Here is a 17,969-nt window from a genome sequence, read left to right on the forward strand (position 1 = left end):
ATGTCTGGAATTTGCGAAGGTCGCGTCGTCATCGTCACCGGCGCCGGCAATGGCCTGGGCAAGGCCTATGCGCTGGAACTGGCGGCTCAGGGGGCCAAGATCGTCGTCAACGACCTCGGCGTCGGCACGCACGGGGAGGACGGCGCCTCCAGGGGCGCGGCCGAAGCTACGGCTGAAGAAATCCGCGCACTCGGCGGCCAGGCCGTCGCCGACATGGGCGACGTGGCCGACTGGGACGCCGGACGCCGCATGGTTGAAACCGCGGTCGAGGCCTTCGGCGACTTGCACGCCGTGGTCAACAACGCGGGCTTCGTCCGCGACCGGATGTTCGTCTCTTGCACGCCCGAGGAATGGGACGCGGTGCTGCGCGTCCACCTGCGGGGTCATTTCTGCACCAGCCGCCACGCTGTCGACTTCTGGCGCAGCCGCCAGAAGGCCGGTCACGCTGTTGACGCCCGCATCATCAACACCTCGTCCGGCGCGGGGCTCCAGGGGTCGGTCGGCCAGTCCGCCTATTCCACCGCCAAGGCAGGCATCGCCGGTCTGACCCTGGTTCAGGCCGCCGAGCTGAAGCGGTACGGCGTGACCGCCAACGCTGTGGCCCCGAACGCCCGCACCCGCATGACCGAGACCGGCGGCTTCGACATGGCGGCCAAGGACGGGTTCGACGCCTACGCCCCCGCCAACACCGCCCCGCTGATCGCCTGGCTATGCAGCGACCAGTCCGCCCATGTCAGCGGTCAGGTGTTCGAGCTGCTGGGCGGACGCATCCACCTGTCCGAGGGCTGGACCGACAGCCCCGCCCACGACAAGGGCGCGCGCCTGCGGGCCGATGAACTGGGGCCGGTCATCGACGGTCTGATCGCCGGTCGCGCCCCCGCCAAACCCGTCTATGGGGCCGGCTGATGCAGCTCGGCGAGGAACATCGCCTGATCGGTGACGCGGCCCAGTCCCTGCTGTCGGAAACGGCAGGGCTGGAGCGGCTGCGCGCGGTCGTCGAGGACCCGTCAGGCTGGGACGCCCCCCTCTGGTCCGCCATGGCTCAGGACATGGGCCTGATCGGCTTGATGATCCCCGACATCCACGGCGGCGCCGGATTGGATGCCGCCGCCATGGCCCTGGTTTTGGAGGAAACTGGTCGGCGGCTCGCGGTCGTGCCCTTCTTCGAGACCGCAGTGCTCGGGGTTCAATCCCTGCTGATGGCCGGCGACGACGACCAGCAGGCGGCTTTGCTGCCCGGCGTCGCCTCGGGCGATCAGCGGATGACGGTGGCCGGACTGGCCGCCCGGCCCCATCTCGACAACCAGCGCCTCAGCGGCGTCGCCGACCACGTCAGCTTCGCCCACGTCGCCGACGCCCTGATCGTCTTTGCCGACGACGGGCGCATCCTGCATGTCCCGAGCGATGCCCCCGGCCTGACCATCATCCGCACACCCGGCCTGGACCCCACCCGCCCCCTGTCGCGCGTCGTCTTCGACGTGGCCGCCGCCGATCTGACCGTCCTGTCGCAGGGATCGCAGGCGGCTCAGGATCGCATCCGCCTGCTGGGCGCCGGGCTCCTCGCCGCCGAACAGACCGGCGCCGCCGCCTTCTGCCTGGAGGCCACCGTCGCCTATGGCCGGGACCGCATCCAGTTTGGCCGCGCCATCGCCTCCTTCCAGGCGGTCAAGCATATGCTGGCCGAGATGATGGTTCGGATCGAGGCCTCGCGCTCGGCCGTCCTCTACGCCGTCACCGCCATAGACCGGAACCTCGAGCTTGAAGACGCCTGCGCCGTCGCGGCCTCCTGGGCGACCGAGACCCTGCAAAAGTGCGCGGCCGATCAGATCCAGTTGCATGGCGGGGTCGGCTTCACCTGGGAACACCACGCCCACCTCTATTTCAAACGCGCGCGATCAAGCGCCAGCTGGCTGACCTCCCCGTCCAGCCACCGCGAGATGATCGCCGCTCGCCTGTTCGGAGACGCCGCATGAGCCGCATCAACACCCCGCCCGCCTATCCCGAGCCGCGCGGCCTGCTAAAGGGCAAGACCGCCGTTGTCACCGCCGCCGCCGGCACGGGCATCGGCTTCTCGGCCGCCCGTCGCGCCGCCGAGGAAGGCGCGACCCTGCTGATCTCGGACTTCCACGAACGGCGCCTGAACGAGGCCGCCGACGCCATCGCCCAGGTCGTCGGCGTCCGCCCCGAAACCGTCGTCTGCGACGTGACCCGCCAGGAGGATGTCGACGCCCTGCGCGACGCCGCCGTCGCACGTCTGGGCCGTGTCGATGTCCTGATCAACAACGCCGGTCTGGGCGGAGAAGTCGACGTGGTCGACATGACCGACGACCAGTGGTCGCGGGTGATGGACGTGACCCTGACCTCCGTCTTCCGCATGAGCCGGGCCTTCCTGCCGGTCATGTACGCGGCCCAGAGCGGCGCCATGGTCAACAACGCCTCGGTCCTCGGCTGGCGCGCCCAGAAGGGTCAGGCCCACTACGCCGCCGCCAAGGCCGGGGTCATGGCCTTCACCCGCTGCGCCGCCCTTGAGGCCGCTGACCACGGCGTCAGGATCAATGCGGTGTCGCCCAGTCTGGCCATGCACCCCTTCCTGGCCAAGGTCACGACCGACGAGGCCCTGGCCGAACTGGTCAAGCGCGAGGCCTTTGGTCGCCCGGCCGAGGTCTGGGAGATCGCCAACATCATGATCTTCCTGGCCAGCGACCTGTCCTCCTACATGACCGGCGAGATCATCTCGGCCTCCAGCCAGAGGGCCTGACCATGGGGGTCGTCTTCGCAACCCCCGACGCCCTGCTGACCGCCGAAGGGCGTGATCTGGGCGTGACCGACTGGCTCGATATCGACCAGGACCGCATCACACGCTTCGGCGAGACCACCGGCGACATGCAGTGGATCCACGTCGATCCCCAACGCGCCGCCGAGGGTCCTTTCGGCGGCACGATCGCCCACGGCTATCTGACGCTGAGCCTGATCAACGCCTTCATGCCGGACCTGATCACGGTCCACGGGGTCTCGTCGGGTCTCAATATCGGCCTGGACCGGGTGCGCTTCCTCGCGCCCGTCAGGGTGGGATCACGCATCCGGGCCCGGGGCCTGCTCAGCCGCGCCGAGATAAAGGGCGCTGCCGTTCAGGTGACGATCGACGTCTCGATCGAGATCGAGGGTCACGACAAGCCCGCCTGCGTCGCCTCCATCATCAGCCGCTACATCCCCTAGAGGCCGCCATGTCGCTGACGCCCCAATCCATGATGGAGACCGTCGAGGCCTATATCGCCGCCTTCGACCGCGCCGACGCCCAGGCCGTCGCCGCCCTCTACGCCCTCGACGCCGAGGTGCGCGATCCTGCCGACGCCGAACCCATCAGGGGACGCGACGCCATCCACGCCTTCTATGCGCAATCCATGGCGACCGGCGCCCGGCTGCGTCTGGACGGGCCGGTCCGCGTGGTCGGCAGCGTCGCCGCCTTCGCTTTCAGCGTCCATCTGAACCTGCCGCAAGGCGCGGCCCGGATCGATGTCATCGACACCTTCGAATTCAACCCCGACGGCCTCATCGCTCGGATGACCGCCTACTGGGGCCCCAACAATATGCACGGATTTCTGGAGCAAGCCTGATGCGCGAAGCCGCTATCGTTTCCACCGCCCGAACCGGCGTCGGCAAGGCCTATCGGGGCGCCTTCAACAACACCGAAGCCCCAGTCCTGTCCGCCCATGTCATCGACGCCGCCGTCGCGCGCGCCGGGATTGATCCGGCCCGAGTCGATGACCTCTACCTTGGGGTCGGCAACCACTGGGGCACCCAGAGCTACAATCTGGGTCGGCTCAGCGTCCACGCCTCGGTCCTGCCGGATGAAACCGTGTCGGGCTTTACCCTGGACCGCAAATGCTCGTCCGGCCTCAACGCCCTGGCTCTGGCCGCTCGCGGCGTCATGACGGACGAGATCGACGTCGCCGTCACCGGCGGGGTCGAGAGCATCTCACTGACCCTGAACAAGCACGCCCCCACCTTCCGCAACCGCTCGAAACGGGTCATCGCCCACGATCCTCATGCCTATATGGCCATGATCGAGACCGCCGAACTGGTGGCCGACCGTTACAACGTCAGCCGCGAGGACCAGGATCGGTTCGCGGCCCTGAGCCAGCAGCGCGCCGCCGCCGCCCAGGCCGCCGGCCTGTTCGACGACGAGATCGTGCCCCTGACCACCACCCGCACCCTGTTCGCCAAGACGGGCGAGGAGACGGGCGAGGAAGAGATCACCCTGTCGGCGGACGAAGGCGTCCGGGCCGGCACCACCTATGAGGCCCTGGCCGGCCTGAAGCCGGTGTTCAAGGACGGACTCGTCATCAAGGAAGGCCGTCACGTCACCGCCGGCAACGCCAGCCAGCTGTCGGACGGCGCCTCGGCCCAGGTGGTGATGGACCTCGCCACGGCGCAGAAAGAGAACCTGCCCGTGCTGGGGGTCTATCGAGGCTTCCAGGTCGCGGCCTGCAAGGCTGAGGAAATGGGCATCGGCCCCGTCTTCGCCATCCCCAAGCTGCTGAAGCGCGCGGGCCTGACGATGCAGGACATCGGCCTGTTCGAGATTAACGAGGCCTTCGCCTCCCAGGCCCTCTACTGCCAGCGTCATCTGGACATTGATCCCGACAAGCTCAACGTCAACGGCGGCGGCATCGCCATCGGCCACCCCTTCGGCATGACTGGATCCCGCCTGGTCGGCCACGCCCTGATCGAGGGCAAGCGTCGCGGCGTGAAATATGTGGTCGTGTCCATGTGCGTCGCGGGCGGCATGGGAGCGGCCGGCCTGTTCGAGGTGGCCTGATGTCCGTCGACTTCGCGCCCGAACTGTCCGCCTTTCGTGCAGAGGCCGCCGCGTGGCTGGCCAGTCAACTGGACGGCCCCTTCAATGATCTGAAGGGGCAGGTCAATCAGGTGGACCATGTCGCGCGTCGTCGCCAATGGGAACAGACCCTCGGCGCGGCCGGGTGGAGCACGATCGGCTGGCCTGTCGAGTACGGCGGGCGTGACGCCACCGTGGCCGAACAGGTGGTCTTCGCCGAGGAATACGCCCGCGCCAAGGGCCCGCCCCGTGTCGGCCATCTGGGGGTCGAGCTTCTCGGTCCGACGTTGATTGCGCTGGGCGACGAGGATCAGAAGCGCCGCTTCCTGCCCGCAATCCAGAGCGGCGACGCCATATGGTGCCAGGGCTATTCCGAGCCCGGCGCCGGATCGGACCTGGCTGCGGTCCAGACGCGGGCCCGCCTCGATGACGGCCGCTATGTCATCGACGGCCAGAAGATCTGGACCTCTATGGGGGCCATTGCCGACTGGTGCTTCGTCATCGCCCGCACCGAGGCCGGCAGCGTCGGCCCCAAGGGGCTGTCCTTCCTCCTGGTCCCGATGGACCAGCCGGGCGTCGAAACTCGTCCCATCCGCCAGATGACCGGCGAGTCCGAGTTCGCCGAGGTCTTCTTCGACGGCGCCCTGGCGCTCGAAATCGACCGGGTCGGACCCGAGGGCGAGGGCTGGACCGTGGCCATGGCCCTGCTGGGCTATGAGCGCGGCGTCTCGACCCTGGGCCAGCAGATGCATTTCCAGACCGAGCTGGACCAGATCGTCGCCGCCGCCAGCGCCAACGGCAAGTCGCGTGATCCGCTGATCCGTCAGAAGATCGCACAGGCCCATGCGGGTCTGCGGATCATGCGCTTCAACGCCCTGAGGATGCTCGAAGGCCAGGACAGCGCCCACCTGTCGGGCGCCGCCTACACCTACAAGCTCTACTGGTCCTCGTGGCGTCGCGATCTGGGCGAACTGGCCATGGACGTCCTCGGCCAGGACGGCGAGTTGGCCGAGGCCGACGGCGGCTTCGACGGCCTGACCAACATGTTCCTGATGTCGCGCGCAGACACCATCTACGCCGGCGCCAGCGAGATCCAGAAGAACATCATCGCCGAGCGCGGTCTCGGCCTGCCGAGGGAGCCACGAGGCCGATGAGCTCCCTGCCCCTCTCCATTCCCGACGCCGCCCGCAGGGCCGCCCAGCGCTGGCCCGACGCCACAGCGCTGATCGAGGGCGACCAGAGCTGGACCTTCACCGCTCTGTGGCGAGACGCCCTCGCCTTCGCCGCCGCCTGCCAGGCGATGGGCCTGGGCCACGGCGACCGCGTCGCCATCTGGGCCCCCAACAGCCGCGAGTGGATTCTGGCCGCCCTCGGCGCCCAGACCCTCGGCTGCGTCCTGGTGCCGCTCAATACCCGCTTCAAGGGCGCCGAGGCCGCCGACCTGATCCGGCGCGCCGGGGTCCGGGTGCTGTTCACGGTCAGCGAATTCCTCGGCGTCCGCTATCCGTCGCTGATTGCGACGGAGGATGTCCCCGCCCTGGAGCGCATCGTCCTTCTGGATCAGTTGGACGACTTCCTGGCAGCGGGCGCCGAGGCCGACCTCGACGCTCTGGACGCCGCCGCCGCGCGTCTGTCGCCCGATGACCTGTCCGACATCATCTTCACCTCGGGCACCACCGGCGCGCCCAAGGGCGCCTTGTCCGCCCACGGCCAGGTCGTCGCCGTCATCACCGGCTGGAGCGAGCGTATCGACCTGCGAGAAGGCGACCGCTTCCTGATCGTGAATCCCTTCTTCCATACCTTCGGCTACAAGGCCGGCTGGGTCGCCTGCCTGCTGCGAGGCGCCGCCATCGTCCCCATGCCGATCTTCGACGTCGAGGGCGCGGCCAGCCTCGTCGAGGCCGCCCGCATCACCGTCCTGCCCGGCCCCCCGACCATCTACCAGTCCCTGCTGACCCTGCAGAACACCGACCGCCGCCGTGACCTGTCGTCTCTTCGTGTGGCCATCACCGGCGCCGCGCCCGTCCCTCCGGTCCTGATCGAACGGATGAGCCGCGAACTGGGCATGGAGCGGGTCGTGAACGGCTACGGCATGACCGAATGCAGCGTCATCTGCATGAGCCGCCCTGAAGACGACGCCGAGACTGTTTCGTCCACTTGCGGGCCCCCGCTCGACGGCGTCGAGCTCTGCTGCGTCGACGCCGAGGGCCGAGCCCTGCCTGTCGGCGAGGCCGGCGAAATCTGGGTCCGCTCCGCCCTCGTCATGCGCGGCTATCTGGACGACCCCGCCGCGACGGCCGCCGCCATCGACGCCGACGGCTGGCTGCACACCGGCGACATCGGCGTTCTTGATGCGCGCGGCTACCTGAAGGTCACCGACCGCAAGAAGGACATGTATATCTGCGGCGGCTTCAACTGCTATCCGGCCGAAATCGAGAAGGTCCTGTCGGAGCATCCCGGCGTCGAGATCGCAGCGGTCATCGGTGTCCCGGACGAACGCATGGGCGAGGTCGGGCGCGCCTTCATCGTGCTGCGTCCGGGCGCGCAACTAACCGAGACCGAGTTGCTGGCCTGGGCCCGCGAGATCATGGCCAACTACAAGGCGCCTCGTTCGATCCGCATCGTCCCGGACCTGCCCCGCAACCCGGCCGGCAAGGTGCTGAAGACGCGTCTGCGCGACCATGCCTGATCCGACGCCCTCCATTCGCTCTTGCCGAAACCGCGCGACCCGCTAGTTTTCATACATATATTCATTTTGGCGAAATCCTGGGGAGGGAGATCAAGACCATGACCATCCACGACACGTCACGACGCTCCATGGGCCATACGGCCCTGCACTATCCCAAAGCCGAAGACGCCAAGGCCGCCGAGCGCCTCCTGACGCTTCTGGGGTTTATCAAGACCCAGGAACTGCCGCTGCCCGCAGGCGCCTTCTACCGCTTTGTCACCGCCAATCAGCACCATGCTCGCGGCGACGGCATCGTCTATGTCTCGGCCTGCCCGCCCGCCCAACGTGACTATTTCGACGCCGTCAGGGCGGCGCTGAAGTTCGGCCAGCCTGACGAACATCCGTCCGTCGCCGCCCTGCGCGCCGCCCAGGTGCAGGACCCCGAATACGCCTTCCACCTCGGCATTCTCACCGACAGTCTGGATGACCTTGAGGCGACCATGATCGGCTTGCAGCAGGCCGCTGAAAGCGATCCGCTTCTGAAGGACCGCATCACCGTGTCCTACAATCGTCCGATGGCGGGCGATCCCGTTGTCGATGGACGCCTGGACGCCTCCCCCGTCTTCGGCGACGTCACGCGGTACGCCTATGGCCGCAACGGCGTGCAGGCCTTTATCGCGACGGACCTTCTGATCAACGGGCCGACGGGCGACAGCCTGGTGATCGAGCTCGACTACATCTGGCCTGACGCAACCAATCATATCCTTTCTGTCGTGGAGTTCGGCTAATGGGTCGTTATCTTGTCACCGGCTCCGCCTCGGGCATCGGCCAATCCGTCGCCCAAGCCCTCAAGGCCGAGGGCCATCAGGTCATTGGCGTCGATCTGAGAGAGGCCGAGATCATCGCCGACCTCGCCACCGCTGAAGGCCGGGCCGCCCTGGTCGTCGAGGCCGAGCGTCTGTCAGGCGGCGTGCTCGACGGCGTGGTGGCCGCTGCGGGCCTGTCGCGCGCGGACATTGCCGACGTCACCCTGGCGGTGAACTATTTCGGCGCCGTGGCCACGCTCGAAGGCCTGCGGCCATTGCTGGCGCGGGCCGAGCGCGGTCGCGCGGTCGTCCTCTGCTCCACGGCGGCGCTGCTGGGGGGCGACGAGGACGTGGTCGCCGCCTGCCTCGACGGCGACGAAGCCCTGGCCCAGACACGACTGACCGCCAATCCCTGGACCGTCTACATGACCTCAAAGCTGGCGTTGGCGCGCTGGCTGCGCCGAACGGCCGTCCAGCCGGAATGGGCCGGCGCCGGACTGCTGCTCAACGCCGTGGCGCCCGGCGTGGTGAAGACCCCCATGACAGCGCCGCTTCTGGCGGATGAAAACATGCTGGCCATGGTCGCCCAGGCCAATCCCATGGCGGTCAAGGACTATGCAGAGCCCGCCGAGATCGCCGAGAGCATTCTGCATCTGCTCATGCTCAAGGGTCACTATGTGGTGGGCCAGATCCTCTACAGCGACGGTGGAACCGACGCGATCATGAGGCCTGACACGCTCTAAGGCATTCCTGACTTCCTACGCAAAGGACGCAATTGGCCCCGGCCGGTTGCGTCTTTTGCGTTTCAGCCCCTTGCATCCCTCGAGAAATCATACAAATGTTCAAATTCTAGATCGAGGGAGGATTTCACCTTGCTGACCAACGACCGGCCCCTGCCGCTTGAGCCCACTGCGGAACTGAGATCCGCCCTGGACGATGCCCACACACCGACCCTGCTGATGGTCTATGTCCACCTCACGGGCGATACGGCCATGCTGGATCACTTCGAGCCCTACATCACCTCGCCCTGGGCGCCCGATCCGACGCCGATGCCGGCGGGCCTCGAGGACGAGTTGCGCGAACAGCTGTTCCAGGTGCTGACCCGCACGCCCGGCGTGACGCCCAAGGCGCTCGACGCCGAAACCATGCAGCGGATGATGTCCGTTGCGGTGGGCGAACCCATTCCCACCGATCAGGTGCCCCTGCTGCTGGAGCAGATGGGCTTTGAACTGCCGCCGTCGCGCGCGACCGTTCCGGGACGCAAGACGCCGCCGTCCGACTTCAACGTCCTGATCATCGGCGCCGGCCTGACCGGCATCGTCGCCTCGATCAAGCTGGCCGAGGCTGGCTACGACCACGTCATCATCGAGAAGAACCCGGAAATCGGCGGCACCTGGTACGAGAACCGCTATCCCGGCTGCGGCGTCGACACCCCCAGCCACTTCTACTCCTACTCCTTTGAGATCAATCCGGAGTGGACCACCTATTATCCCAAGGCCCAGGAGATGCAGGACTACCTGCTGCGGGTGGCCGACAAGTACAGCATCCGGGACCGCACCCGTTTCAACACGCGGGTTCTGGCCTGCCTGTGGGACGAGGCTTCCAAGCGCTGGCAGGTCACGCTTCAGAAGGCCGACGGCAGCGAAGAGGTCGTCACCGCCAAGGCCGTGATCAACGCCCATGGGCCGCTGAACCGCTGGAAACTGCCGCCCATTCCGGGCCTGGACACCTACAAGGGGATCGCCGTCCATACCGCCGGATGGACCTCTGACATCGACGTGACTGGCAAGAAGGTCATCCTGATCGGCACGGGCGCCAGCGCTGTCCAGCTGGCCCCGGCCATCGCCGACAAGGTCCAGTCCCTGACGGTGCTGCAACGCGATAAGCACTGGCTGCTGCACAACCCCGAGATCGCCGTGCCGGTCACGGAAGGCGTGCAGTTCGCCATGCGCCACATCCCCAAATACAAGGAATGGTTCCGCTTCCGCGTCTACTGGTTCGCCGGCGACGGCCTGTTCGTCAACGTGCTGAAGGACCCGGATTGGGCGGATCACCCGACCTCGGTCTCGGCGGTCAACGACATGATGCGCAACATCGCCGTCGGCTATCTGCAGGCCAAGACGGAAGGCCGCCCCGACCTTTACGAGAAGCTGCTGCCGGACTTCCCGATCTTCTCCAAACGCCTGCTGCTGGACACGGGCTGGTTCGACACCCTGCGTCACCCCAATGTGCGCCTAGAAAACACCGAGGTGACGCGCATCACCGAGACGGGCGTCGTGACTTCCGACGGAGAGGAAATCGAAGCGGATATCATCATCTTCGCCACCGGCTTCATCACCGCAAAGGCGCTCGGTCCCTTGACCGTCGTGGGACGAGAGGGCGCCAGCCTGGGCGAGATCTGGGGCGATGAAGACCCGCGCTCCTATCTCGGCGTGACGGTTCCGCAATTCCCCAACTTCTTCCTCACCGTCGGTCCCAACAGCGCGCCCAACCACGCTGCTGGCCAGAACCTGCTGTCGGAAGCCCAGACCCACTACATCATTGAATGTCTGGATCGCGTCGTCGCCGAAGACGGCCACGGCATCGAACCGACCCGCGACGCCTTCGACGCCTGGAACCGCCAGATCGAGACGCGCATGCAGGACATGATCTGGAGCCACCCCAAGGCCAAGAGCTACTACAACAACTCCAAGGGACGGAACTTCATGTCCTGGCCCTATCGCCTGGTCGACTACTGGAATGCGTCGCGGACTCCTGAGGCCGAGTCCTTCCAGGTTCTGAAATAGGCCCAGCCAGGTCGCCCCAAAAAGAAGAGGCCCGGAGAGCGATCTCCGGGCCTCTTTGCGTACAGACCGCCCTGCCCCTCAGCCGGCGGTCTGGGCGCTGTCCACGGCCAGGATCGAACCCGTAATTGAGCGGCCGTCGTTCGACGCCAAGAACAGGATGGAGGCCGCCACCTCGTCGGCTTCGATCAGCCGACCCAACTTGGGCGCCGCACGCCCGATCAGGTTCATGTCCGCCCCCTCGGGCAGACCCGCCGCCATGATCATCGGCGTCATCACCCCTGAAGGGCAGACCGCATTGACCCGCACCTGATCACCGGCGAGTTCAATCGCCATCGCCTTGGTCATGGCCACCACGCCAGCCTTGCTCGCACAATAGGCCGAGTTGTAGGCGATGCCGACCAGGGCGGCCGCCGAGGCGACGTTGACGATATTGCCCTGGGTCGCCTTCAGGTGCGCCGCCGCCGCCTGGCTCAGGAAGAAGACCCCGCCCATGTTGATCGACACCAGGCGGTTCCAGCGCGCGGCGTCGAAATCGCCCAGCGGGGACCAGTCCAGCACGCCCGCCACATTGGCCAGAATGTCTATGCGACCGTGCGCCTTGGCCGCCGCGGCGATAAAGGCCTCACAGTCCGCCGGATCCCCGACATCCACCCGGTGCAGGCTGACACGAGCATCCTCGCCCAGAAGGGCGCGGGTCGCCAACAGACCCTCTTCATTGATGTCCCCGAGCGCCACCACGGCGCCCTGGGCCGCAAACCGAACAGCCGTCGCCTGGCCAATGCCAGAGGCCGCGCCGGTGATCACCACCACCTTGTCCTGAAACGTCATTCATTATTCTCCTGTCAGCGCGCCACAGCCGGCGTCTGGTTCATAGCCTGCGGGAAGTCGTTGCCGCTGATCGGGCAGAACAGACCTTCCGGCGTGTACATCGTGGCCACGCAGCGGTTGCAGCTGATGCAGTGAGACCGGGCGGCGGGATCGTCCTTGAACCGGTTGACCAGGGCCGGCTCGTGGACCAGGGCCCGCGCCATGACGACGGCGTCAAAACCTTCGTCCAGCAGTTGTTCTGCGGCCTCGGCGCTCAGCATCCCGCCGACATAGCCGATGCCGCAGGCGACCGCGGCGCGCACGCGCCGGGCGGCCTCGAGGAAATACAGTTCGCGAAAGACGGCCGACTTCGGCGTCATGGCTTTCAGAAGCGCGAATTGAAGGACATTCTTCAGGCCACGATGCAGCGTCTTCAGGTCGGCATAGGGCAAGGGGCTGTTGAAGATCGCCCAGGCGGATTCGACGTTCCGCCCCCCCGACAGCACCAGCATGTCGGCGCCGGCGGCTTCCAGCGCCCGGGCGGTGACGATGGCGTCCTCGACCGTGCCGCCGCCCTTGACCCCGTCATAGAGGTTGATCTTGGCGAGGACGGCGAGGTCTGACCCCACAGCCGCCTTGACCGCCTTCAGGACTTCAGCGGGGAAGCGCACCCTGGCCTCGGCCGAGCCGCCGTACTCATCCTTGCGATGGTTGGACAGGGGCGAGATGAACTGGTTCAGAAGATAGCCGTGCCCCATGTGAATCTCGACCGCATCGAATCCGGCCGTGCGGCACCGTTCAGCCGCCAGCACGAACTCGGCGATGACCTCGTCCATGTCGGCGCGCGTCATCTGGTGCTGGAACAGACGCCCCACCATCATGCCGACCATGTCCAGACCGCCGTCGGCCGAGCGGGCGCGACGCGTGCTCAGCTCCTTGTGCTGAACGAAGCTGCCGCCGTGGGTGATCTGGGCCGAGGCCAGGGCCCCGTGGGCGTGCACCGCGTCGACCACCGCCCGGTACTGAGGCAGGCTGGCCTCGCTCATGACGCCCTGCTCAGCAAAGGTCCGGCCGTCAGGCGACACCGCGACATAGGCCAGGGTGGTCATGCCAACGCCGCCGGCCGCCAACCGCTCGTGGAAGGCCAGAAGGGCCTGCGACGGCGCCTGCTCCCAGGTCATCATCTCATTGGCCCCGGACCGGATGTACCGATTGGTCAGGGTCGCGGGGCCGATCCGCACCGGCGTGAAGCTCTTGCGCATCATCCGCTCCTCAGGCCCTGTCCTGGGCGATGTCCAGAAAGGCGGGCCGCTCGCCTCCGCCATGAACCTCCAGCACGGCCCCCGAAACATAGGAGGCCGCGTCCGACGCGAGGAAGGCGACCGCCGCCGCGACTTCTTCAGCTCGCGCCAGTCTTTTCGCGCCGATGTTGCGCCCTATACGGGCCTGGGCTTCGGCGTCGCCATAGGTGGCCTCCGTCTGCTCCGTCTCGACATAGCCGACGACCACGGCGTTGATGCGGATTTCCGGCCCCCATTCGTTGGCGAGGCTGCGGGTCAGGGCCAGCAGCCCGCCCTTGGCCGCCGCATAGACCGAGGTCCCCGGCGACGGACGCAGCGCCGAGACGCTGGAAATGTTGATGATGGACCCGCCGTGGGCCTTCATGTGCGGATAGGCGGCCTGGGACACCCATAGCGGCGCCATCAGGTTCAGCCCGACGATCTTCTCGGCGAAGCGCGGCGAGGCCGTGGCGGCGTCAGCCTGCGGCGAGCCCCCGGCGTTGTTGACCACGACGTCCACGCCGCCCGCCTGCTCGGTGATGGCGACGAAAAGGGCATTCACGCTCTCCGGGTCACGAACGTCGCAAGGCAGGAAGGTCAGCCCCTCCAGATTGTCCGGCGCTGTGCGGCCGCAGACGAAAACCCGAGCCCCCTCATCGGCCAGAAGCCGCGCGGTCGCCAGTCCCAGCCCCCGCGTCCCGCCTGTGACGAGCGCCACCTTCCCCGAAACCCGCCCCAATTTCTCACTCCGACTACGCATTATGAAATTAATTATATCCAATATGATTGCAATGCGTATTTGTGGCGAGCAAATTGTGCCCCCACGCGAAATCGGCCTATAACTCGGACCAACCCCTTCGTCATGGAGTCGGCATGGACGCCACCGCCAAACGCCCGGCCGCAGACGGCAGAAGATCACGCTCACGCCAGGCCATCCTTTCCGCCGCCAGCAAGGTGCTTTCGGATCGCGGCCTCGCCCAGATGACGGTCGAGGACATTCTGGCTGAGGCCGGCGTGGCGAGGGCCACCTTCTATTCTCACTTCACCGACAAGAGCGACGTGACCCGTGCGGTCGTCGCCCAGATGTTCGGCCGTGCGGAGACCATGTATCGCCACTTCGCCGCCCTGCCGATCGCCGACGAAAAGGCGGTCAGCGTCTGGTTGGGCCAAGCCTACGATCAGTGGCAGGCCTATCAGAGGGAGGTAAGCTCCATCGTGCGCGACATTGGTGCGGCCTTTATCGCCCCGCAACTGCACTATCTGAGCGACTTCGCCGAGGCCCTGGTCGCCGATGGCCGCCACTGGAATTGTTCACGCGACACAGCCCTGTTACGCGCCCGCCTTTTGATCATCCAGTTGGAGCGTTCCATGCTCGACGCCGTCAGCGGCGACTGGCCGGTGTCGAAAACCACCCTGGTCAATGAACTGACGACGCTGTGGACATCGGCGCTGAGACGGCCCGACGTCTAATCTCGCAATGCCGCTTTCAGCGGCATTTCCGAATCCGCCAGACGAACCGCATCCACTGACGCGCCTCTGGCGATCATCTGCTTGCCGAACATGAAGGCCGGCGCCGACGTCACCGCCTCGACGCAGACGATCCGTTCTCCCTTCAGATGGAAGACGGAGAAGCCCGCCCGCCTGGGATCGCCCCGCACCACCTCCCCGTCCGCCCCGAACGGCAGGCCGGCGATCTGCAGTTTCACATCGAACTGGTCGGACCAGAACCACGGAACCTCCGCCGGGGGCGCCGCACGGCCAGTAATCGCCGCAGCCGCCTGGCGGGCCTGCTCCAGGGCGTTGCCCACGCTTTCCAACCTGTGACTGCAGTCATAGAGCGGCATGGGTCGGCGGGTCATGTCGCCGATGGCGTAGATGTCCGGGTCGCTGGTCCGAGCCTCCAGATCCACCAGAACGCCGTCCCGGCATTCCAGGCCCGCCGCCAGGGCCAGGTCATCGCAGGCCGTCGCGCCAATGCCGACCAGAACGGCGTCCGCCGAAACCGCGTCGCCGTTCGTCAGCGTCACGCGACCGGGCGAGATCGAAGCCGCCTCCACACCGGTCCTGATGTCCACGCCTTCGACACGATGGCGATCCGCATAGAATGTGGACAGGGTGTCGGAGGCCACCCGGGCCAGAATCCGCTCCATCCGTTCCAGCACGACGACCTCTGCCCCCAACCGCCGCGCCGAGGCCGCAGCCTCCAGCCCGACGTAGCCGCCGCCAATGATCGCCAATCGCTTGCCCGGCCCCAGAGCGGCCTTAAGCCGCGTCGCGTCCGGCAGGCTTCGCAGTTCCAGCAATCGGCTGTCGCTGTGGACAGGGATCTGCAGCCTTCGCGGCGTGGACCCCGTGGCCAGGATCAGGCGATCATAGCCTTCGATCGCTCCGTCCGAAAACCTGACCGCCTTCGCCTGTCGATCAATCGAGGTCGCCGTGACGCCCAGCCTGAGATCGACGCCCTGGGCGACATAGAAGGCTTCGGGCCGTAGCAGGATGTCATCGACGTCCATCGAACCGACCAGCCATCCCTTGGACAGGGGCGGCCTCTGATAGGGCGGCGTGGCCTCGTCCCCGACCAGAACGATTTCTCCCTGGTGACCGTACTGCCTCAGGAAGGCGGCGGCGGATCCACCGGCATGGCCGGCGCCGATGACTAGAACCTTGCTCATCGAGATTTCATACAAACGTTCAGATTTGGGGGCCAGCGGTTTTTCGCCGCGCGGCAAGCACCATCAACTCGCCAGCATGTGGCCTGGCGCCGAAGTCGGCCAGCGCTCGGATGCACCTCCACGCGCGCCTGCCCTTTGAGGGTCAACCGGTGCGAATCTAAAATGAGCGTCGGTTCGAAAGAGCAGAGGCTCAGCTCGAATTTGTATCGCCAACCCTGCTCGACACAGGGCTATCGAAACCGCCTGAAACGCGATGAGAATGCCGAGCAGGTTGGACCCCATATGGGCCCAAACAGCGCCCCACGGACCAAGTCCATTCAGTCGGGCCAAGCAAGGTTCTGGAATTACAGGGAGAAAATGGTACGCCCCCTCGGGCTCGAACCGAGGACCCTCTGATTAAAAGTCAGATGCTCTAACCAACTGAGCTAGGGGCGCACACTCTTTGAAATCAACCACTTGGATTGCTTCATCACAAACCGGCGCAGCGCCTGTTTGCGGAGGCGGTTTCTGGTTCATTCGCGACGGCAGGTCAAGGGCCGCCAGACCGGAAGGCGCTTATTTTATGAGGAAAACCTCGCCCGCCGCCTTGCGCGTTCAGACGCCGAAGTTATCCGTACTCGACGCGGAACGGCCGGCCCAACTGGCCCATCAGGTTCCAGCCGGCGTTGGTGGGGCGCAGCTTGACGGGCTTGCCCGACCTCTCCGCCAGCCCCAGGACCACAAGCTTGGCGCTGGTCTCCGCATCTTGCGTTCTGTCGCCGTCGACGATGTCGAGCAGGGCGTTGATGCGTTCAGCTTCAGTCACAATAGTTCCGGTCGTCAGTTGATCCAGCGCCTCCCGTGCCGGGCCGCCGCCTTGAGGGCAAGCGATCTTCCGCCCCGTCCCCACGAAAGGCTTGCCGGCGTCTGAAGTTCCCGCCCCCGAGAATCTCTTTTCGTCCAGGCGAGGTTCCGGTCTAGCCTGACCGCATGGGACCGCTTTCTGGACTACGCATCATCGAGATCGACGGCCTGGGGCCCGTCACCTTCGCCGGCATGGTGCTGGCCGACATGGGGGCCGAGGTCCTGCGTCTGACTCGCGGCGGCGGCGCGCCGGCCGCCGTGTTCGAGGAGGTCGGCGGCGCGGTCCTGCACCGCGGCCGCCCCGCCGTGCCGGTCGATCTGAAATCGATCGAGGACCGCGACCGGGTCCTGACCCTGATCGAGAGCGCCGACGCCCTGATCGAAGGCTTCCGCCCCGGCGTGATGGAGCGGCTGGGCCTGGGACCAGAGGTCTGCGCCGCGCGCAATCCACGCCTCGTCTACGGCCGCGTCACCGGTTGGGGCCAGACCGGGCCAATGGCCGATCAGGTGGGGCACGACATCAACTATCTGGCCCTGTCCGGCGCCCTCTATCCGATAGGCCCGGGCGATCAGCCGCCGTCGCCCCCGCTCAACCTGGTCGGCGACTACGGCGGCGGGGCCATGATGCTGGTCAGCGGCGTCCTGGCCGCCCTGCTGGAGGCGAAGACCACCGGTCACGGGCGGGTCGTGGACGCCGCCATGACCGACGGCTCGGCCCTGTTGACCAGCCTGTTCCACGCCCTGCGCGCCCGCGGCCTATGGAACGACCAGCGCGAAACGAATCTGCTGGACGGCGGCACGCCCTTCTATCGCTGCTACGCCTGTCGCGACGGGGGCTTCGTCGCAGTCGGGGCGCTGGAGCCGCGCTTCTACGCCGCCCTGATCGCCGGCCTCGGCCTGACCCCGGACGAAGCGCCCCAATTCGACCGCCAGAACTGGCCCGCGCTTCAGGCCCGCTTCACCGCCCTGTTCGCCACGCGCGACCGCGACGACTGGGGCGCGCATTTCGCCGGGACCGAGGCCTGCGTCACCCCCGTCCTGACCTTGGGCGAAGCCGCCGGCCATCCGCACAATCAGGCCCGTGGGACCTTCATCGAGGCCGGGATCGTCCAGCCCGCGCCGGCGCCGCGCTTCGCTGCGCCGCACGAGCTCGCCTTGGCCGCCGTCGTCAGCCCCGACCGCCCGACCCAGACCCTGGATCGGGCCCTGACCGAATGGCCAATTCGTCTCTGACGCCCTGTGACGCGAAAGGTTCAGTTGCGGTTCATTC

The 17,969-nt window shown here is 66.8% G+C and carries 18 protein-coding genes and 1 tRNA gene; 13 read left to right on the plus strand and 6 right to left on the minus strand.

The features are described 5' to 3' along the window. From P0Y52_09420 to P0Y52_09470, 11 genes are all read left to right on the plus strand, one after another. Positions 1-906, plus strand: a complete 906-nt coding sequence (locus P0Y52_09420) for an SDR family oxidoreductase (protein WEK56769.1) — start codon at positions 1-3, stop codon at positions 904-906. After that, positions 906-1,973, plus strand: a complete 1,068-nt coding sequence (locus P0Y52_09425; GenBank protein WEK56770.1) for an acyl-CoA/acyl-ACP dehydrogenase — start codon at positions 906-908, stop codon at positions 1,971-1,973. The genes P0Y52_09420 and P0Y52_09425 overlap by 1 nt, the downstream gene beginning before the upstream one ends. Further along, on the plus strand, positions 1,970-2,758 hold the full coding sequence (locus P0Y52_09430; GenBank protein ID WEK56771.1) for an SDR family oxidoreductase: 789 nt from the start codon (positions 1,970-1,972) through the stop codon (positions 2,756-2,758). Before P0Y52_09425 ends, P0Y52_09430 begins: the two co-directional genes overlap by 4 nt. A 2-nt stretch (positions 2,759-2,760) precedes the next feature. Continuing rightward, complete coding sequence (locus P0Y52_09435) at positions 2,761-3,216, plus strand: MaoC family dehydratase (GenBank protein ID WEK56772.1); 456 nt, start codon at positions 2,761-2,763, stop codon at positions 3,214-3,216. 8 nt (positions 3,217-3,224) lie between these two features. Further along, on the plus strand, positions 3,225-3,614 hold the full coding sequence (locus P0Y52_09440; GenBank protein ID WEK56773.1) for a nuclear transport factor 2 family protein: 390 nt from the start codon (positions 3,225-3,227) through the stop codon (positions 3,612-3,614). Next, positions 3,614-4,819 carry an acetyl-CoA C-acyltransferase gene (locus tag P0Y52_09445; GenBank protein ID WEK56774.1) on the plus strand — a complete coding sequence of 402 codons (1,206 nt, stop codon included), beginning with the start codon at positions 3,614-3,616 and terminating at the stop codon, positions 4,817-4,819. The genes P0Y52_09440 and P0Y52_09445 overlap by 1 nt, the downstream gene beginning before the upstream one ends. Next, the gene (locus P0Y52_09450) at positions 4,819-5,991 is read left to right on the plus strand and encodes an acyl-CoA dehydrogenase family protein (GenBank protein WEK56775.1); all 1,173 of its coding nucleotides are present in this window, start codon (positions 4,819-4,821) and stop codon (positions 5,989-5,991) included. The genes P0Y52_09445 and P0Y52_09450 overlap by 1 nt, the downstream gene beginning before the upstream one ends. Next, positions 5,988-7,526 carry a FadD3 family acyl-CoA ligase gene (locus P0Y52_09455; protein WEK56776.1) on the plus strand — a complete coding sequence of 513 codons (1,539 nt, stop codon included), beginning with the start codon at positions 5,988-5,990 and terminating at the stop codon, positions 7,524-7,526. Before P0Y52_09450 ends, P0Y52_09455 begins: the two co-directional genes overlap by 4 nt. Before the next feature lie 98 nt (positions 7,527-7,624). After that, complete coding sequence (locus P0Y52_09460; protein WEK56777.1) at positions 7,625-8,293, plus strand: hypothetical protein; 669 nt, start codon at positions 7,625-7,627, stop codon at positions 8,291-8,293. Then, a complete protein-coding gene (locus tag P0Y52_09465; protein ID WEK56778.1) occupies positions 8,293-9,054 on the plus strand; it encodes an SDR family oxidoreductase in 762 nt (253 codons plus the stop codon). The genes P0Y52_09460 and P0Y52_09465 overlap by 1 nt, the downstream gene beginning before the upstream one ends. Before the next feature lie 129 nt (positions 9,055-9,183). Continuing rightward, positions 9,184-11,097, plus strand: coding sequence for an NAD(P)/FAD-dependent oxidoreductase (locus P0Y52_09470; protein WEK56779.1), 1,914 nt, complete (start codon positions 9,184-9,186; stop codon positions 11,095-11,097). Positions 11,098-11,175: 78 nt separating this feature from the next. Here P0Y52_09470 and P0Y52_09475 read toward each other — a convergent pair whose 3' ends face one another. The 3 genes from P0Y52_09475 to P0Y52_09485 are packed head-to-tail and all read right to left on the minus strand — an operon-like array spanning position 11,176 to position 13,902. Next, positions 11,176-11,925, minus strand: coding sequence for an SDR family NAD(P)-dependent oxidoreductase (locus P0Y52_09475; GenBank protein WEK56780.1), 750 nt, complete (start codon positions 11,923-11,925; stop codon positions 11,176-11,178). 14 nt (positions 11,926-11,939) lie between these two features. After that, on the minus strand, positions 11,940-13,166 hold the full coding sequence (locus tag P0Y52_09480) for an NADH:flavin oxidoreductase (protein ID WEK56781.1): 1,227 nt from the start codon (positions 13,164-13,166) through the stop codon (positions 11,940-11,942). Between the two features lie 10 nt (positions 13,167-13,176). Further along, positions 13,177-13,902, minus strand: coding sequence for an SDR family oxidoreductase (locus P0Y52_09485; protein WEK56782.1), 726 nt, complete (start codon positions 13,900-13,902; stop codon positions 13,177-13,179). 155 nt (positions 13,903-14,057) lie between these two features. On the opposite strand from P0Y52_09485, the gene P0Y52_09490 reads away from it, so the two are divergent. Further along, positions 14,058-14,654, plus strand: a complete 597-nt coding sequence (locus P0Y52_09490) for a helix-turn-helix domain containing protein (protein WEK56783.1) — start codon at positions 14,058-14,060, stop codon at positions 14,652-14,654. On the opposite strand, the gene P0Y52_09495 is transcribed toward P0Y52_09490, so the two are convergent. The 3 genes from P0Y52_09495 to P0Y52_09505 form a co-directional block, all read right to left on the minus strand. Then, complete coding sequence (locus P0Y52_09495) at positions 14,651-15,856, minus strand: FAD-dependent oxidoreductase (GenBank protein ID WEK56784.1); 1,206 nt, start codon at positions 15,854-15,856, stop codon at positions 14,651-14,653. The genes P0Y52_09490 and P0Y52_09495 overlap by 4 nt on opposite strands. Before the next feature lie 358 nt (positions 15,857-16,214). Next, positions 16,215-16,291, minus strand: a tRNA-Lys gene (locus tag P0Y52_09500). 172 nt (positions 16,292-16,463) lie between these two features. Next, positions 16,464-16,661 (minus strand): hypothetical protein, encoded by a 198-nt coding sequence (locus tag P0Y52_09505; protein WEK56785.1) that lies wholly within the window; start codon positions 16,659-16,661, stop codon positions 16,464-16,466. A 164-nt stretch (positions 16,662-16,825) separates the two neighbouring features. On the opposite strand from P0Y52_09505, the gene P0Y52_09510 reads away from it, so the two are divergent. After that, positions 16,826-17,932: a CaiB/BaiF CoA-transferase family protein gene (locus P0Y52_09510; protein WEK56786.1), complete on the plus strand. Its 1,107-nt coding sequence runs from the start codon at positions 16,826-16,828 to the stop codon at positions 17,930-17,932. Positions 17,933-17,969: the final 37 nt, after the last annotated feature.

The organism is Candidatus Brevundimonas phytovorans, from assembly GCA_029203145.1.
Lineage (GTDB): Bacteria > Pseudomonadota > Alphaproteobacteria > Caulobacterales > Caulobacteraceae > Brevundimonas > Brevundimonas phytovorans.

Coding starts and splice junctions, on each gene's coding strand:
- P0Y52_09420 (WEK56769.1), top strand. CDS start 1: ATGTCTGGAATTTGCGAAGGTCGCGTCGTCATCGTCACCGGCGCCGGC.
- P0Y52_09425 (WEK56770.1), top strand. CDS start 906: ATGCAGCTCGGCGAGGAACATCGCCTGATCGGTGACGCGGCCCAGTCC.
- P0Y52_09430 (WEK56771.1), top strand. CDS start 1,970: ATGAGCCGCATCAACACCCCGCCCGCCTATCCCGAGCCGCGCGGCCTG.
- P0Y52_09435 (WEK56772.1), top strand. CDS start 2,761: ATGGGGGTCGTCTTCGCAACCCCCGACGCCCTGCTGACCGCCGAAGGG.
- P0Y52_09440 (WEK56773.1), top strand. CDS start 3,225: ATGTCGCTGACGCCCCAATCCATGATGGAGACCGTCGAGGCCTATATC.
- P0Y52_09445 (WEK56774.1), top strand. CDS start 3,614: ATGCGCGAAGCCGCTATCGTTTCCACCGCCCGAACCGGCGTCGGCAAG.
- P0Y52_09450 (WEK56775.1), top strand. CDS start 4,819: ATGTCCGTCGACTTCGCGCCCGAACTGTCCGCCTTTCGTGCAGAGGCC.
- P0Y52_09455 (WEK56776.1), top strand. CDS start 5,988: ATGAGCTCCCTGCCCCTCTCCATTCCCGACGCCGCCCGCAGGGCCGCC.
- P0Y52_09460 (WEK56777.1), top strand. CDS start 7,625: ATGACCATCCACGACACGTCACGACGCTCCATGGGCCATACGGCCCTG.
- P0Y52_09465 (WEK56778.1), top strand. CDS start 8,293: ATGGGTCGTTATCTTGTCACCGGCTCCGCCTCGGGCATCGGCCAATCC.
- P0Y52_09475 (WEK56780.1), bottom strand. CDS start 11,925: ATGACGTTTCAGGACAAGGTGGTGGTGATCACCGGCGCGGCCTCTGGC.
- P0Y52_09480 (WEK56781.1), bottom strand. CDS start 13,166: ATGCGCAAGAGCTTCACGCCGGTGCGGATCGGCCCCGCGACCCTGACC.
- P0Y52_09490 (WEK56783.1), top strand. CDS start 14,058: ATGGACGCCACCGCCAAACGCCCGGCCGCAGACGGCAGAAGATCACGC.
- P0Y52_09495 (WEK56784.1), bottom strand. CDS start 15,856: ATGAGCAAGGTTCTAGTCATCGGCGCCGGCCATGCCGGTGGATCCGCC.
- P0Y52_09510 (WEK56786.1), top strand. CDS start 16,826: ATGGGACCGCTTTCTGGACTACGCATCATCGAGATCGACGGCCTGGGG.